General features: G+C 70.1%; 15 protein-coding genes. 8 read left to right on the top strand and 7 right to left on the bottom strand.

All coding sequences use genetic code 11. The features are described from left to right. The first annotated feature begins 197 nt into the window (after positions 1–197). Entirely contained in the window at positions 198–356 is a 159-nt protein-coding gene (locus DEJ28_RS15195) for a hypothetical protein (protein ID WP_284180751.1), read from the top strand. A 48-nt stretch (positions 357–404) separates the two neighbouring features. On the opposite strand, the gene DEJ28_RS15190 is transcribed toward DEJ28_RS15195, so the two are convergent. From DEJ28_RS15190 to DEJ28_RS15170, 5 genes are all read right to left on the bottom strand, one after another. Next, positions 405–2,213 carry a sigma-70 family RNA polymerase sigma factor gene (locus DEJ28_RS15190; RefSeq protein ID WP_181433869.1) on the bottom strand — a complete coding sequence of 603 codons (1,809 nt, stop codon included), beginning with the start codon at positions 2,211–2,213 and terminating at the stop codon, positions 405–407. Between the two features lie 477 nt (positions 2,214–2,690). Continuing rightward, entirely contained in the window at positions 2,691–4,574 is a 1,884-nt protein-coding gene (locus tag DEJ28_RS15185; protein ID WP_220034680.1) for a DUF5979 domain-containing protein, read from the bottom strand. Further along, positions 4,571–6,088, bottom strand: a complete 1,518-nt coding sequence (locus tag DEJ28_RS15180; protein ID WP_220034679.1) for a DUF6421 family protein — start codon at positions 6,086–6,088, stop codon at positions 4,571–4,573. The genes DEJ28_RS15185 and DEJ28_RS15180 overlap by 4 nt, the downstream gene beginning before the upstream one ends. A 196-nt stretch (positions 6,089–6,284) precedes the next feature. After that, positions 6,285–6,518, bottom strand: a complete 234-nt coding sequence (locus tag DEJ28_RS15175) for a PLDc N-terminal domain-containing protein (protein WP_111117294.1) — start codon at positions 6,516–6,518, stop codon at positions 6,285–6,287. Between the two features lie 198 nt (positions 6,519–6,716). Then, positions 6,717–8,300, bottom strand: coding sequence for a phospholipase D family protein (locus DEJ28_RS15170; protein ID WP_146248931.1), 1,584 nt, complete (start codon positions 8,298–8,300; stop codon positions 6,717–6,719). Between the two features lie 156 nt (positions 8,301–8,456). Between DEJ28_RS15170 and DEJ28_RS15165 the strand changes: the two genes are divergently transcribed. Together DEJ28_RS15165 and DEJ28_RS15160 are read left to right on the top strand one after the other, a co-directional pair. Beyond that, on the top strand, positions 8,457–9,929 hold the full coding sequence (locus DEJ28_RS15165; RefSeq protein ID WP_111117293.1) for an MFS transporter: 1,473 nt from the start codon (positions 8,457–8,459) through the stop codon (positions 9,927–9,929). Between the two features lie 134 nt (positions 9,930–10,063). Then, entirely contained in the window at positions 10,064–11,074 is a 1,011-nt protein-coding gene (locus DEJ28_RS15160; protein ID WP_111117292.1) for a TerC family protein, read from the top strand. A 39-nt stretch (positions 11,075–11,113) separates the two neighbouring features. Here the strand turns inward: DEJ28_RS15160 and DEJ28_RS15155 are convergent, their stop codons facing one another. Continuing rightward, positions 11,114–11,593: a MarR family winged helix-turn-helix transcriptional regulator gene (locus tag DEJ28_RS15155; RefSeq protein WP_220034678.1), complete on the bottom strand. Its 480-nt coding sequence runs from the start codon at positions 11,591–11,593 to the stop codon at positions 11,114–11,116. Between the two features lie 2 nt (positions 11,594–11,595). Here DEJ28_RS15155 and DEJ28_RS15150 point away from each other — a divergent pair, with 2 nt between their 5' ends. From DEJ28_RS15150 to DEJ28_RS15130, 5 genes are all read left to right on the top strand, one after another. Next, positions 11,596–12,270: a non-oxidative hydroxyarylic acid decarboxylases subunit B gene (locus DEJ28_RS15150; RefSeq protein ID WP_502866958.1), complete on the top strand. Its 675-nt coding sequence runs from the start codon at positions 11,596–11,598 to the stop codon at positions 12,268–12,270. Beyond that, a complete protein-coding gene (locus DEJ28_RS15145; RefSeq protein WP_111117290.1) occupies positions 12,257–13,684 on the top strand; it encodes a non-oxidative hydroxyarylic acid decarboxylases subunit C in 1,428 nt (475 codons plus the stop codon). Before DEJ28_RS15150 ends, DEJ28_RS15145 begins: the two co-directional genes overlap by 14 nt. Continuing rightward, positions 13,681–13,929, top strand: coding sequence for a non-oxidative hydroxyarylic acid decarboxylases subunit D (locus DEJ28_RS15140; RefSeq protein ID WP_111117289.1), 249 nt, complete (start codon positions 13,681–13,683; stop codon positions 13,927–13,929). Before DEJ28_RS15145 ends, DEJ28_RS15140 begins: the two co-directional genes overlap by 4 nt. Continuing rightward, a complete protein-coding gene (locus DEJ28_RS15135) occupies positions 13,926–14,180 on the top strand; it encodes a hypothetical protein (protein ID WP_111117288.1) in 255 nt (84 codons plus the stop codon). Before DEJ28_RS15140 ends, DEJ28_RS15135 begins: the two co-directional genes overlap by 4 nt. A 113-nt stretch (positions 14,181–14,293) precedes the next feature. Then, positions 14,294–14,869, top strand: coding sequence for a TetR/AcrR family transcriptional regulator (locus DEJ28_RS15130; protein WP_111117287.1), 576 nt, complete (start codon positions 14,294–14,296; stop codon positions 14,867–14,869). Between the two features lie 75 nt (positions 14,870–14,944). Here DEJ28_RS15130 and DEJ28_RS15125 read toward each other — a convergent pair whose 3' ends face one another. Continuing rightward, positions 14,945–15,637: an NUDIX hydrolase gene (locus DEJ28_RS15125; RefSeq protein WP_502866932.1), complete on the bottom strand. Its 693-nt coding sequence runs from the start codon at positions 15,635–15,637 to the stop codon at positions 14,945–14,947. Positions 15,638–15,641 lie beyond the last annotated feature (4 nt).

The following is a 15,641-nucleotide window of genomic DNA, read 5'->3' as shown; positions in this document are numbered from 1 at the left end:
CGCAACAGCGATGTCCGTTGCACCGGGAGGATCGGCACATGCACGCAGGAGAGTTATCGGCCGCCCTCTGGGCTGAACGCCGCGCGCTCGAGCAGCTCATCGATGCACTTCGGGCTCACGCCGACCCGGCGACCGTCTCTGCCCGCACAGACGCACTGCGTGACGCACGCCTGTATCGCGATCTCCAACTCGTCCCCGTGCTGGAGGAGCTCGGTCTCCGAGCCGACGGTGCGCTCGAGGACGTCGTCGGTGCCGAGCTCCCGTCGCCGTGGGACATGCTCCTTCCGGAGCACATGCAGGCGCTCCAGGGGCTCCGACACCAGCTCGACCAGCTGCTGCCGCCCGCACAGCTCTGACGAGCTGGCGGCCGCATCAGCCCCCGACGTCGTCGTGCGGAGCGGCCATCAGCCGGTCAAGTAGCTGCTGAGGTCATGCAGGACACCGTGCGACGGTGCAGTCGAGTACCGCATGCCGGTGACGGCAGGAACGCTGTCGGAAGGGCTCGTCGGACCGGACCAGAACGTTTGTCCATCGGACAGCACCGCGATCATCTTGCTTGTGCCGTCGCTGTAGAGCACCTCGACGTCCGCACCCGGCGTGCCCTTCACCCAGTACAGATACTCACCGTCCTGAACAGTCGGAGGATCCACGACCAGGTCGTCCGTGTACAACACGCTGGTCGCGTCGGTCGCTGTGGAGGTGAGATCGCCGATGGTCTGTGTGATCGTGAGCGTCCACTCCCCCGCTTCGGGAAGCTCTGGGACGAGCTGCCAGGCTCCGGCGTCGTCGACCGTCGTGACGAAGGGGCCCGCGACGGTACCCGCTGCCTCGGTGGCGTTGACCACGATCGTTGCGCCTGGTTCGGCCGTTCCGCTGAGGACGGGAAGCAGACCGCTGTGCTCCTGAGAGGTGGAGACGACGGGTGCGGACGGCGCCGTCGGCGGATCGGACGGTGTCGTCGGCGGGTCGGTTGGTGCCGTGGGCGGGGCTGTCGGGGTAGTGGTCGGGCCCGTTGGGTCTGACGGCGTCGAGCCGGGGGTGGGCACCGACGGCGGCGAGTTCACGGCTCCGGGCTCGGTAGAGGTCGCGTCGCCGGTGTCCGCACGGGGGCCGATGGCCGCGGAGCCGGTTCGCGTGGTCGACGTCGGGAGGATGACTGTGGATGGATGATCGGCGGCTGGTGCTTGCCCGGTCGTCGCCGTCCCGGTCTGGTCGGGAGCGGGCTCCGTGATCGGCGGTGCCGCGCGAAGGCGTGGCTCGTCCGGTGCTGCGTGCGGTTCGGCCGCAACGGCAGCCTGTGATTCGAGAATGTCCGGGCCCCGGTTGACGGCGGCGTGTACGGCAACGCCGGTGAGTGCGACGGCGGCGACAGTGGCGACGGCTCCTGCTGTGAGTCGAGCCCGTTTCGTCGTCATCCGTCCGCCCGCGAGCGGCGCACTCGGCATGGTCGCACCACGTGTCGTCGCATACGACGCGTAGGCGGTAGCGGCGGAGCCGAGCACGAGCGGTAGCAGCACCAGGGCGATGCGGGACGCTGCGTTGTCGATCTCCTCGAACGCGAGGCGGCAGTTCGGGCAGTCCTCGAGGTGCTCGTCGATCTTGCGGCGTTGCACTGCTGGCAGCTTGTTGCGGGCGTACTTCGCGGCCCGTTCAATGGCCCATTTGTGTTCGTCGGGCACGTTCTCGGAGCGGACGTGCGCGGCGATCCACGCCTGCTTCAATCCTTCTCGGGCTCGAACGGACAGCGCTGCGACAGAGTTCGCGGACATCCCCAGCAGCGGTGCCACCTCGGCCGGCTTCATTTGCTCAACCTCGGTGTACCAGAGCACTTCCTGCCACCGGTCGGGCAGGGAGTGGAACGCGCGCGCGGCGAGGGAGCGGTCGTCGGCGTGCGCTGAGGCGAACTCGGCGAGGGTCTCGTCTTCGACGTCGCCTGCGACATCGAGCGGGAGGTCGGATCGGGCGCGAGACCACTCCGTGGCGATGTTGCGGGCCGCGACCATGGCGTAGGGCCGGAACGTGTCAACGGGTCCGTGGCCGTGCTCAATGCTGCGAAGCACGCGGGCGAATGTCTCCGCCGTGACGTCGTCGGGGTCGAAGCCAGTGAAGAAGGACGCCGCTTTGCGGATGGCCTCCGCGTGGCGGGACCACAGTTCGCCGTATGCGTCGCGGTCGCCGGCGCGGACTGCTCTCAGCAGGTCGCGGTCGGCCATGAGCGGGTGAGGACGCATGGGGCAACCATTCAGATGTTCAGGGGGTGAGTCCATTGGATCACGGCCCCGCCTCAGAAGCCAGCGGGCCAGCACCGCCAGAGCGTGCACCCGCCGCCCACACCTGGAGCGCACGAAGCAGTCGCTGTTCGTTGCCGGGCAGGTGCAGCCACTCGACGTAGTCGTGATTCCGTCTGAACTCGCAATCGCAGGCCACGAACAGCAGGTCCTGCACGCTGCCGCGCAGGCGGAACCGTTCCCGGTGCCATCGCCGTCCTCCGCTTGTCATCGGTGCTCCTTGCTGTGCGCTGTGGGCAGACGGACGGGCGACAACGCCCGACCGGTCCCTGTTGGTGTTGTCGCAGAGGAAAACGGCGGCTGGCGCCGTTCATGACGCGGCAGCGGCGAAAGTGACATGACAAAGCGGGGTGGGTAGGAATGCATCGTTCCTGCCCACCCCGCTCCGCAATCCGGCGGGTGCTACCCGTTGCGGCGGCGTACCCGCAGGAGCATGAGCCCGACGAGCAGCAGCGCGGCCGCGGCGATGACTCCGGCGCCGATGTTCGCGCCGGTGAACGCGAGCGCTCCAACCTGCGGTTCCGTATGCGTGCCGGTGCCGGTGCCGGTGCCGGTGCCGGTGCCTGTGCCGCTGTCTGAACCGTTGCCTGAGCTGCCGACATGCGGGGTCGTGGTGGGTGCTGGCGTCGGTGTGCTGTCACCCGGGGTGACGGGGACGGTGGTGAAGGTGTTCGTCACCGTGACAACTGCGCTCTGATCGCCAGCCGAAGGGATCGTAATCCCGCCCTCGGGTTCGACTGTGGTTTCGTCGGCACCGCCGGTAGCGGTTTCCTCAACGGTGCAGTCCGCACCCACTGGGACGTCGATGGTCTTCGTCCCGGCGGTAGCGAAGGTGAGTGTCTGCGGAGAGCCCGGAACATTGTGTCCCTGGTACGTGCAGGTGACCTCGATCTCGTAGGGGCCCTTCGCGGAAGCTGCGCCGGCGCCGGCGAGCTGCTTGGTGACGGTGAGGTGCCCCATGGGGTAGGTGTTGTTCACGGTCACTGCTGCGGTCGTGGTGTCGTCCGCGGTGTAGCGCGGTTCGATCGTGATCGTCTTCGCATGATCACGGTCAGCCGCGTCCGAGACGGCACCCTTCGCGTCGGTCTCCCAGATGGCGCAAGACGCGCCGGCCGGGATGTGGTCGACCGTTCTGGTCTCGTCCGCTGTGAGAGACACCGCGCCTTCGGCGACGGTCTGCTGCTGGCCACGGGTCGGGGTGAGCGTGCACTGGTACGCCATCTCGTAGGTGGTATCGCTGAGATCAAGGTTCCCGGGGTTGTCGCTGACGGTCTTGTGGATCGACAGGACTCCGTAGGTGGTGGCGACACCGACCTTGATCGGTTCAATCGGTGCCAGGACGCGCGGATTGCCGTTGGCCTGCTGCGTGGTCTCGGCGTGCGCGAACGAGTTCCACGCGATCGTCGGCGTGCCGGCGTCAGCAACCTCGAGTGGGGTGGTCATCGCGAACTGCAACTGCACACTCTCGCCCGGAAGAAGAGGGTCAGCGGTGAAGTCCAACTGCGCCTGCAACGCGGTGGCGTCTGTGGTGAAGTCGTTCGACCAGTCCCCATCAGCGCAGCCGCTGGACGTGAAGTCGAGGTCCTTCGTGCAGTAGTCCTCCGCCGCGGTGTACCCGATGTTGGCGGTGCCCTTCCCAACCAGAGTCGCTGCAGTGGCGAGGGTGGGGCGGTGGTCCCATGCGGTGCCACGGACGGCGCCGATGACACCCTTGTCTCCGTGGACGGGCAGGTCATCGACCATCGTCATGTGGGTGGCGGGCTCAGTGCCAGCGTTGACGACGGACAGGACGTAGTCGAAGCGGTCGCCGGGCCCGACGAGCGCGATGCATGGTGTGGACGTGTACTCGGTACCGTCGGGACCGGTGTGGACGGGGCAGCTGGCCGCACCAGTGGCGACGTGGCTGTTGCTGCGGGTGTCGTACCAGCCGAGCGATGCGGTGCCGGCGACCCACTTGCGGGCCTCGAATGACGCGCCAGAGCGGGTCGTGACCTTCGCTGTGTCCGTGCAGTAGGTGCCGTCACCGTAGCTGCCGTCGGTGTTGCTGCCGCTGGCGTCACACAGCATGCCGGCGGCGCTGGTCGTGGCAGCCATCGTGTTCGTCAGGTCGACGCCGGCGGCGTTGCCCGGGACGGAGGCTCGCAGCGCCTCCAGGCCGTCTGGCCTCGTGCCCACCGCGACGACGGTCGCGCCGGCGGAGGTGAGTGCCCGCGCGACGGCCGCGCCGCTGGTGCTGGTCGCTCCCGCGATCAGCACCAGGCGGCCGGCCAGGGACCCGCCGCTCACGCGGCGACGCCCGAAACCGGCGGAGCAGCCGACGGATCAACCGAGGGAGCAACCGGCGGAGCAGCCGACCGAGCAACCGACGACGACCCCGTGATGCCGGCCGTGGACGCGATGACCGCCGCCATCTTCTTGTTGAGCGCCTCGTAGAACATCGACAGCGGGAACTCGTCGTCGAGGACGGCGTCGGTGTAGCCCCTCGGCAGCCCGGCGAGCGTCTCGTCGGGCAATCCACGTGCCCAGACGGACGCCGGGTGCGGTGTGAGCGTCCGCGCCAGCATCCGGTGGGCGGCGAGCCAGTGCGCCGCCTTCGGCCGGTCGATCGACCGCCAGTACAGCTCGTTGATCTCGTCGCTCAGGGCGATGACGACGTCCGGGACCTCCGGCCAGTCGATCGTGAGCTGCGTGTCCGTCCAGTGGAGGACACCGTGCTGGTGCATCCACGCGAACAGCAGCTGTCCGCCGAGCCCGTCGTAGTTCCGGACACGGCTGCCGGTGATCGCGAAGCGGAAGATCCGGTCGAAGACGACGGCGTACTGCACGAGGCGCGCGTGGTCGCGGATCGCTCGCTCTTCGTCGGACAGTTCGTCGTCGGGTCGTTCCGTGAGCGAGCGGTCGAGCCGCACCGACTCGCGGTACGCCGTCAGGTCGCAGCGCAGCTCCTCGAGTGAGTAGAGGAAGAACGGCATCCGCTGCTTGATCATGAACGGGTCGAACGGCAGGTCACCGCGCATGTGCGAGCGGTCGTGGATGATGTCCCACATCACGAAGACCTGCTCCGTGAGCTGCTGGTCGTCGAGCATCGCGGCGGCCTCGTCGGGCAGCTCCAGCTTCGTGATCTCCGCGGCGGCCCGGACGACGCGGCGGTAGCGGGCGGCCTCGCGGTCCTGGAAGATCGCGCCCCAGGTGAAGGTCGGGATCTCCCGCATCGCGACCGTCTCGGGGAAGAGCACCGCCGAGTTCGTGTCGTAGCCCGGGGTGAAGTCGACGAAGCGCAGCGCGACGAACAGGTCGTTGTCGTGGTCGCCGGCCTCGAGTGCGGCGATGAACTCGGGCCAGATGACCTCGACCAGGAGCGCTTCGACGAACCGCGAGGAACTGCCGTTCTGCGTGACCATCGGGAACACGACCAGGTGGCCGAGTCCGTCGACACGGTGCTGCTGCGGCTGGAACGCGTTCAGGGAGTCGAGGAAGTCGGGGACCCCGAACCCCTCTGCTCCCCACCGTTCGAAGTCGCGCTGCAGCGCAACGAGGTACGACGCATCGTGCGGGAAGAAGGGCGCCAGTTCGGCGACTGCCTGGAGGATCGTGGCCAGCTGTCCGGACGCAGCCGCGTGGTCCGACGGGTCGGGTACCGAGCCGTCCGCCGTCTGCAGCGCACGGAACGACACGACGGCGTCCTTGAGCCGCAGCCACGCGGGGTGGTCGGCGACCTCGCGGACGGTCCGGTGGTCCTCGACGACCTCGGGCTCACCGACGATGGCATCCTGGTCGAACCCCTGGACGAACTGCGACATGTCGAACCTCCCGTCATCGGTCGGCCGCTGCGGTGCGGCGGGATCGGGCGCGCGGCGCGATCCTGACACGAGCCTAGGGAAAAGCGTCGGACGGAAAGTTGCCCGTTTCCGGCGGAATCGTGCGCGTCAAGCGCTGGCCGTGGTGACTCCCGACGACGTCACGCAACACTTCGGTGCTCGGTGGGGACGGCTCCCGCTACGCGGTGGGTCCGCTCGACCGGTTCAGGCGGTCGGCAGCGCGGCCGAGCAACCAGTTCACGGCCCACCCGAGCACGCCGATGACGGGGAGCGCGATGATCGCCACCGTCCAGAGGACCTTCACGAGGTCGCTGCGGCGGCGGTCCCGCCAGACCTGCACCAGCGCGAGGACCTCGAGCGCCAGGAAGACCAGGATGACCAGCACGTGTGTGCCGCCCAGGTTCTCGAACATGTCGTGCTCCCCTCGTCGCGCCGGAGCGCGCGCCCAACGATAGGGGCGCGTCGCGGACCGCAGCGTCCTCCCGACGGATGACATCACGACGGCCGCCGTGCGGCGGCCCGCTTGCTGCGGGACCACCGGAGGGGACGGCGGTGGACGGTCACCGATGACGGCCTGGAGGCGCGGGTCGGGCCCGCACCGCGCCTCCCGTCAGAACCGGGTCGAGCCCCGCAACCGGCGTGGCCGACCGTCGGGGTCGACCGCGAGCTTCGCCGCGGGCGCGGCCCACAACCGCTGGAGCGCCGACACCGGCTCCGGCTCGTGCTGCCGGACACGACCAGGCGGCCGCGGGCCGGGCCGACCGTCCTCGTGCCAGTGGTCGAGCGCTCGCGCGCGGGACCGCCAGAGCGCGAGGAGCTCGGCGCCGGAGCCGTTCAGCCGTGGGTCGTCCGGCGTCGTCGCCAGGTGCTCGGCCCACAGCTGCAACCGGAGGTCCCGCGCGACTGACCCGTCGCCGTCGGGCCCGTCGACCACCGCGCAGGTGAGCTCGCTGTCCGTCGTCCACGAGCGACGGTTGAAGTTGTCGGACCCGATCGTGAACCAGGTGTCGTCGACGATGCACACCTTGGCGTGGATGTAGATCGGCCGGCCGGACTCGTGCTCCAGGTCGAAGACGCCGACACGGTCCGGGGCGGTGCGGCGGAGTTCGCGGATCGCGTCGATCTGGCCGAGGCGACTCGGGGGACCGCTCAGCACGCCGTCGGAGTTCGGGTACCGGGGGACGAGGATGATCACGCGCAGCTCGGGGTTGTGTTCGAGGGCCTCCGCGATGCCCGAGGCGACCTCGCGGGACCACAGGTACTGGTCCTCGATGGAGATGAGGGACCGGGCCGTGCGGAAGGCCTTGGCGTAGGCGCGCGCGATGCTCCGTTCCCCCTGTGGCGCGAACGGGAACGGCGGGCGCTTCACCCCGTACGTCCGCAGGAGTTGGACGGCGTGGTCCCCGGCGACCGGTGGCGGGGGAGTCCGCTCGGGCAGGGGCTCCGGGTGGCGCGGCATCCGGGTCAGACGCTGCAGGAGCATCCGGTAGGGCAGGCTCCGGTCGAGCGGGTGCGGATCGTCCCACCGCTCGGCGAAGACCGCGAGGACGTCGGCGACGACCGGACCGCGGAGCTCCATCGAGGCGTCGTGCCAGGCAGGGCGCTCGCCGTACCGGGCGTCGATCGAGACGTGCTGCGGGTCGCCCTCGTGCGCGGCGTCGTCACGGCGGCTGTGGCACAGGTCGATGCCGCCGACGTAGGCGACGTCGTGCGCCGGGTCGTCCCGGTGCTGGATGACGAAGAACTTCTGGTGGTGCGAGCCGAACACCCGGACGCGCTGGTCGAGGAGGACCTCGCCACCGGCGTCGTTGATCTTCCGGCCGAGCAGCTCGTTCGCCCGGGCGCTGAGCGACGCCGAGATGCGCTCGCCGTGGGAGCGCCAGATCAGGCCGCGGACCTCGACGCCGGCGCGGGCACGGTCGGCGAGCAGGTCGCCGATCGTCGGGCCGTCGGGCAGCAGCCGTTCGTCGTCGTCACCGCGCCAGTCGGTGAACCACACGCGGTCGCCGGGCCGCAGTGCGGAGAGCTCGGCGTGGAGGCGCTCGAAGTACGGGCCGCCGTGCACCAGGGGGCGGACGAGGTTGCCCTCCGACCAGGCCGGACCACCACCGTCACCGCCGCCGGAGTGCACCTCGGTGGCGGTGTTGCCGCGCTCGTCGCGGGCGAGGAACCAGTGAGCCGGGTCGGTGGGCACCCCTGGAGACTACGGGGCGGACCCGTCGGCGGTACGGCGGGCGGGGGTACGGCGGGAGGCGCGGTGCTGTGGGGGTCCTCAGGTCGCCCTGCGAGTCGGACGGGAAGCGCGGTCTCCGCGGACCCCGGCGGCGCACGCGCCTACCGTGAGGGCGTCATGACTGCTGAACCGCGCACACCCGTCGAGCCCGATGCGGCTCCCACCGACCAGCCGGACCCGAACCGCTGGAAGGCCCTCGTCATCTGCCTGCTCGGCGGCGGGATCGTCCTGCTCGACGTGTCGATCGTCAACGTCGCGCTGCAGTCGATCTCGAAGGGGCTCCCGGGGGCCTCGCCCGAGGCGGTGCAGTGGATCCTCTCCGGCTACGCGCTGTCGTTCGGGCTCCTGCTCGTCCCCGGCGGGCGGCTCGGGGACGTCTCCGGGCGCCGACGGATGTTCGTCATCGGGGTCGGTCTGTTCACCGTGGCGAGTGCCCTGTGCGGCTTCGCCCCGAACGGCATCGTCCTGGTGATCGCCCGCCTGGTGCAGGGCCTCGCCGGCGGTCTGCTGACGCCGCAGGTCACCGCGCTCATCCAGCAGCTGTTCCGCGGCAAGGAACGCGGCACCGCGTTCGGGCTGTTCGGCGCGACGGTCGGCATCGCGACCGCGATCGGCCCGCTCGTCGGCGGCCTGCTCATCACGGCCTTCGGGACGGAGAACGGGTGGCGGTTCGTCTTCTTCGTGAACCTGCCCGTGGGGCTGGTCACGATCCTCCTGGCCTTCCGCTACCTGCCGACCGCGGCCCGCGCCGAACGGGGGCGGAAGCACGACTTCGACCCGGTCGGGATTGCGCTGCTCGGTGCCGCCGTGGTCGCCCTGCTGCTGCCGTTCGTGCAGTCCGAGCAGTGGAAGAGCAACGCGAAGTGGTGGCTCGTGGTCGTGGCCGTCGTGCTGGGTGTCGTGTTCGTGCTGTGGGAGCGGCGGTACCAGCGCACGAAGGAGCCCGTGATCGACCTGCGGCTCTTCCGGCGTCGGTCGTTCTCGCTCGGCGTCGGACTCGCGACGCTCTACTTCGCCGGGTTCACCCCGCTGTTCTTCGTCCTGACGCTCGCGCTGCAGTCCGGTCTGCACTACTCGGCGCTGCAGGCGGGGCTGTCCTCCGTCGCCTTCGCCGTCGGGTCCGGGATCGCCTCGACGATCGGCGGGCGGGTCGTGCACCGGTTCGGTCGACAGCTCATCGTCGTCGGGACGGTCCTGGTGCTGCTCGGCCTCGGCGGTGTGATCTGGGTCGTCGCGAACCACTACCGGTCCGACCTCGGGTGGTGGCTCGTCCTCCCGTTGCTCGTGGCTGGTGTCGGCTCCGGGCTGACCATCTCGCCGAACCAGACGCTCACGCTGTCCGAGGTGCCGGTCGAGCAGGGCGGCTCGGCGGGTGGCCTCATCCAGGTCGGGGCGCGTGTCGGCTCCGCGATCGGCATCGCCGCCGTCGGCAGCGTCTTCTACTCCGCGCTCGCCGACTCACACGGGGACTACTCGCAGGGTCTGCCGCTGGCGCTCGGGGTGTCGCTCGGGTTCGTCGCGGCGGCGCTGCTCGCCGGGATCGTCGACGTCGTGGTCGGGAAGGCGCGGGGGACCGAGGCGTCGGTGTGACGCGGGGGACCGAGGCGTCCGTGTAGGGACGCGGGGTCTGGCCAGCGGGTTCGCGAGCGGGCGGAACTTCCGGGACACTGGACTCCGCCGTCGCACTGGCTGCACGAACTCTCACCCTGCAAGGAAGGCTCCGCATGCCCGAGCTCCCCGTCGTGTTCGAAGTCGGGTCGATCATCGCGCTCGTCGCGATCCTGCTCGCGGACCTGGTCATCGTCGCCCGCCGTCCGCACGTCCCGACGCTCAAGGAGTCCGGCATCTGGGTCGGCGTCTACGTCGGCCTCGCGCTCGTCTTCGCGCTGGCGATGCTGTACTTCGCCGGGGGAGAGCCGGCGGGTCAGTTCCTGGCCGGCTGGCTGACGGAGTACAGCCTCAGCATCGACAACCTCTTCGTGTTCGTCATCATCATGGCGAGGTTCGCCGTGCCGAAGAAGATCCAGCAAGAGGTGCTCATGCTGGGCATCATCATCGCGCTCGTGCTGCGCGGGGTCTTCATCCTCGTCGGGGCGCAGCTCATCGAGAACTTCTCCTGGATCTTCTACATCTTCGGCGCGTGGCTCGTGTGGACCGCTATCCAGCAGCTCCGCGGCGAGGACGACGACGACGAGCAGAAGGACAGCTTCATCGTCCGGCTGCTGCGCCGGCGCGTGCGCATCACCGACACCTTCGACGGGATGAAGTTCCGGACCACCCACGACGGGGTGCGGCACTACACGCCGCTGCTCATCGTGCTCATCGCGATCGGCACGACCGACCTGCTCTTCGCGCTCGACTCGATCCCGGCGATCTTCGGCATCACCGAGAGCGCGTTCATCGTGTTCACCGCGAACGTGTTCGCCCTGATGGGGCTGCGGCAGCTGTACTTCCTGCTCGGCGGGCTGCTCGAGCGGCTCGTCTACCTCAAGTACGGCATCGCGTTCATCCTCGCGTTCATCGGCGTCAAGCTCGTGCTGCACGCACTGCACGGCAACGAGCTGCCGTTCCTCAACGGCGGCGAGCACATCGCCTGGGCGCCGGAGATCCCGACGTGGGTGTCGCTCGTGGTGATCGTCGTCGCGATGGCGGCGTCGACCGTGGCCAGCCTCGTCCGGATGCGCCGGGACCCGGCTCCGGCGGACGAGGAAGAAGCGGCGCGCACGGCGGACTGACCGCGCGGTGCCAGCTGGCACCGCGCCTCCGGTCCGTCGTCAGGACGCCCCGTCGCTCCGCAGCCGCAGCGCCCCGCGGAGCGCCGCGAGCGTCTCCGTCAACCGCGCCACCTCGTCCGACGGCAGCGCACCGAGCATCTCGCGCTCCAGCGCCCCCGCGACGACCCGCGCCTCCCGCAGCTTCGCAGCGCCCGCCGACGTCAGCAGGACGAGCCGCCGCCGAGCATCACCCGCGTCGGCGCGGCGCTCGATGAGCCCCCGGGTCTCCATCCGGCCGAGCATCTCAGTGAGCGTCGCCTTCGTCGTCGCGCTCGCCTCACCGACGGCCTTCTGATCGAGCCCGCCGGTGTCGTCGAGTGCTTCGAGCACGGCGTACTGGGGCTTCGTGAGGTCCGGCAGCCGCTCCGCCCACCTGGCCCCGTGCTCCTGCAGGATCACGCGCATCAGGTGGAACGCGGTGTCGTCGAACACGGAGGCCTCCGAGCGGTTGTAGTTCGTGTACGAACAGAGTACAGTCACTCCTGACAGATAGTTCGCATACGAACAAAAGGAGGGCCATGCGACTCATCGTGGGCATGTCGGGAGCGACCGGGGCGCCGCTCGGCGTCGCGCTCCTGCAGGCGCTCCGAGAGATCCCCGAGGTCGAGACGCACCTCGTGCTCTCCCGCTGGGCGCGGACGACGATCGAGCTCGAGACGCCGTACTCGGTGTCCGAGGTGCGAGCCCTCGCCGACGTCGTGCACGGGTCCGGCGACCAGGCCGCGTCCATCAGCTCGGGGTCGTTCCGGACGGACGGCATGGTGATCATCCCGTGCAGCATGAAGACCCTCGCGGGCATCCGCGCCGGGTACGCCGACGAACTGCTCGGCCGAGCGGCAGACGTCGTCCTCAAGGAGCACCGGAAGCTCGTGCTCGTCCCGCGGGAGACCCCGCTCAGCGCCATCCACCTGCAGAACATGACGGCACTCGCCGAACTCGGCGTCCGGATCGTGCCGCCGATGCCCGCGTTCTACAACCACCCGGAGACCGTCGACGACATCGTCGACCACGTCGTCGCCCGGGTCCTCGACCAGTTCGACCTGCCCCACCCCCGCGCCCGGCGCTGGGAGGGACTCCACGCGGAGCGTGTGCGTGACGGCGCCGCTCCGGCACACGACAACCGTCAACCAGGAAGGACATCCGATGCCGTTCGATGACCTACGGTCGTTCCTCGACGCGCTCGACGAGCACGGGCAGCTGCTCCGCATCTCCGACGAGGTGCAGGCGGAGCCCGACCTCGCCGCCGCCGCGAACGCCGCCGGCCGGATCGGGGAGGCCGCCCCTGGCCTCCTCTTCGACAACATCCAGGGCTTCACCGATGCCACGGTCGCCCTCAACACGCTCGGCTCCTGGCCGAACCACGCGATCGCGATGGGCATGGACCCGCAGACCACGACGCGTGAGCAGGTCGCCGAGTTCATCCGCCGCTGGGACGCGTTCCCGGTCGCACCCGAGCGCCGTGAGGACGCCCCGTGGCGCGAGAACACGGTCGAGGGCGACGACATCAACGTCTTCGACCTGCTCCCGCTCTTCCGCCTGAACGACGGCGACGGCGGCTTCTACCTCGACAAGGCCGCCGTCGTCTCACGCGACCCCGACGACCCCGACAGCTTCGACAAGCAGAACGTCGGCATCTACCGGATGCAGGTCAAGGGGAAGCGACGCCTCGCCATTCAGCCGGTGCCCGTCCACGACGTCGCGCTGCACCTGCACGCCGCCGAGGAACGCGGCGAGGACCTCCCCATCGCGATCACGCTCGGCAACGACCCGATCATCACCCTGATGGCGTCGACCCCGCTCCGCTACGACCAGTCCGAGTACGAGATGGCCGGAGCGATCCGACAGTCGCCGTACCCGATCGCGACCGCACCGCTCACCGGCTTCGACGTGCCGTGGGGCTCCGAAGTGGTCATCGAGGGCGTCATCGAGGGCCGCAAGCGTGAGCTCGAAGGCCCGTTCGGCGAGTTCACCGGGCACTACTCCGGCGGCCACAGCATGCCCGTGATCCGCATCGACCGGATCTCGTTCCGCACGAAGCCGATCTTCGAGTCGCTCTACCTCGGGATGCCGTGGACGGAGGTCGACTACCTGATCGGCCCGGCGACGTGCGTGCCGCTGTACAAGCAGCTCAAGGCGGACTTCCCCGAGGTGCAGGCGGTCAACGCCATGTACACGCACGGGCTGCTCGCCATCGTCTCGACGAAGAAGCGCTACGGCGGCTTCGCGAAGGCGGTCGGGATGCGTGCCATGACCACGCCGCACGGTCTCGGCTACGTGAAGATGGTCATCGTCGTGGACGAGGACGTCGACCCCTTCAACCTGCCGCAGGTGATGTGGGCGCTGTCGACGAAGGTGAACCCGGCCGGTGACCTCGTGCAGCTGCCGAACATGTCCGTCGTCGCCCTCGACCCGAGCTCGTCGCCGTCCGGCATCACGGACAAGCTCATCATCGACGCGACGACGCCCGTGGCCCCGGACGCCCGCGGCCACTTCAGTCAGCCCGCACGGGACCTCCCCGAGACCGCGGACTGGATCACCCGCCTCACGACCATGATCGGAGCACAGCGATGACCGCGTCCCCGTCCCAGTCCGTCTGCCCCCGCTGCGGCGCCGAGGCGATCGAGACGATCGCCCTCAGCCCCGTCGCCGGTGTCTGGGAGCTCCGGCAGTGCGAGCGCTGCCTGTACACCTGGCGCACCACGGAACCGGCCCGCCGCTCCCAGCGCGACGCCTACCCCGAGGTGTTCCGCCTGACCGAGGCGGACATGCAGCACGCCGAGGAGATCCCGCGCGTGCCGCCGCTCCTCGAACGATGAGCGCCGGCCGCCCGACCCTCATGTGGGAGGCCGCCGCGTCCCCGAGCCAGGGCGACGACCTGGTCGCCTGGGTGCGCGAGGTCGCCCTGCCCGAACTCGGCTCGGCCGACGCACGCCTGTTCCGGTCGAACGACGACCGGGTCGTCGTGATCGCCTCGGTCGACGGTCCGGACCGGCCGCGGATCGCCGCCGACCCCGGGGACCTGGTGCGGCGACCGCCACACCAGTGGTGGTTCGACGAGGTCTCGTAGCGACGGACGAGACGGACTGGAGGCGCGGTGCCAGCTGGCACCGCGCCTCCAGTCCGTCGTCCGGTCCGCAACTGGTGCCCCGACGCGACCACACGCTCGGTACGGTGGACGCCATGCCCCGCTTCACGCCCCCAGCCGCTGACGCGATGCGCGCGAAGCTCCTGCTCGCCGCGCGCGACGAGTTCGCCGCGGTCGGGATCGGCGGCGCCCGCATCGAGCGCATCGCCGCAGCGTCGGCGAGCAACAAGGCGCAGATCTTCCACTACTTCGGCAGCAAGGAAGGCCTGTTCGACGCGCTGTACGCGCAGACCGTCGCCGAGACCCTCGACGCGGTGCCGATCGACACCGAGGACCTGGCGGCGTCCGCCGGGCGGCTGCACGACCACTTCACGGAGCACCCCTGGGTGCCGCGACTGGCGACGTGGCACCGTCTGGAGCGCGGCGCGGAGCCGCCGCTCGAGGCGGTCGTGAGCACCGACGCCGCGGCGATCGCCGAGGTCGAACGGGCCCAGCGGGCCGGGGTCCTGCCGCGCTCCTGGCGAGCGCCCGTGCTCCTCGGACTGGTGGTGCACCTGGCCGCGTTCTGGAGCGCGGCCAGCCCCGAGTTCGAGACGTTCGTGCCGGCCGTCACGGCGGCGCGACGGCGGCAGATCGTCGTGGACGCGGTGACGGCGCTTCTCGGCGACTGATCGCGTCGTCCTGCCGCGTCGTCGTGCTGCCGTCGTGCCGCGTCGTCGTGCTGCGTCGTTCGCTCCGGCGAGTGCTCAGCGGCGGGCGCTCCCGGACGGCAGCGGGATCTCGCGAGCGCGGTCCCACGGCTCGGCCCACCCGAGCCGGTCGAAGAGTGCATCGAGCAGCATCGCGGTGAAGCCCCAGACGGTGTGGGTTCCCGATCCGGTGTCGATCGTGAAGGCCGGGCCACGCCATTCGTGTCCGTCACGGCGGATGACGGTCACGCCACGGTGTGCGGGATCGAGCAGGTCCGCGACCGGTGCGCGGAAGACGGCTGCGGACTCCCCTTCGTCGACGACCCGCACCGCTGAGCGCTCCCGCCACCAGCCGAGCACGGGTGTCACCAGGTGCCGAGAGAACGAGAGCGGCACCGGGTGCAGCATGCCGAGCACGTCGACGCCGGCGGGGTCGAGCCCGGTCTCCTCGTGGGCTTCGCGCAGGGCGGCCGCGGTGGGGCCGGCGTCACCCGGGTCGATGCGGCCACCGGGGAACGCCACCTCGCCCGGGTGTGCCCGGAGGGTCGCGGCGCGGGCGAGCAGCAGGACGTCGAGGTCCTGACCGACGCGGTCGTCGACGGCGCTCCGCTCGCTCGGGACCCGGTCGAGCACCCCGAACAGGATGAGGACCGCGGCGTGCCGGGAGGACTCGGCGATCGGCATGTCGGGCACGAGCGGCGGCTCGCCGGGGCGGACCAGCGCGGACAGCTGCTGACGTGCGGTGACCACGTCG

This window comes from Curtobacterium sp. MCPF17_002, assembly GCF_003234115.2.
Lineage (GTDB): Bacteria > Actinomycetota > Actinomycetes > Actinomycetales > Microbacteriaceae > Curtobacterium.
The sequence above is the reverse complement of the archived record's forward strand: the minus strand, read 5'-3'. Positions and strand labels throughout refer to the sequence as shown.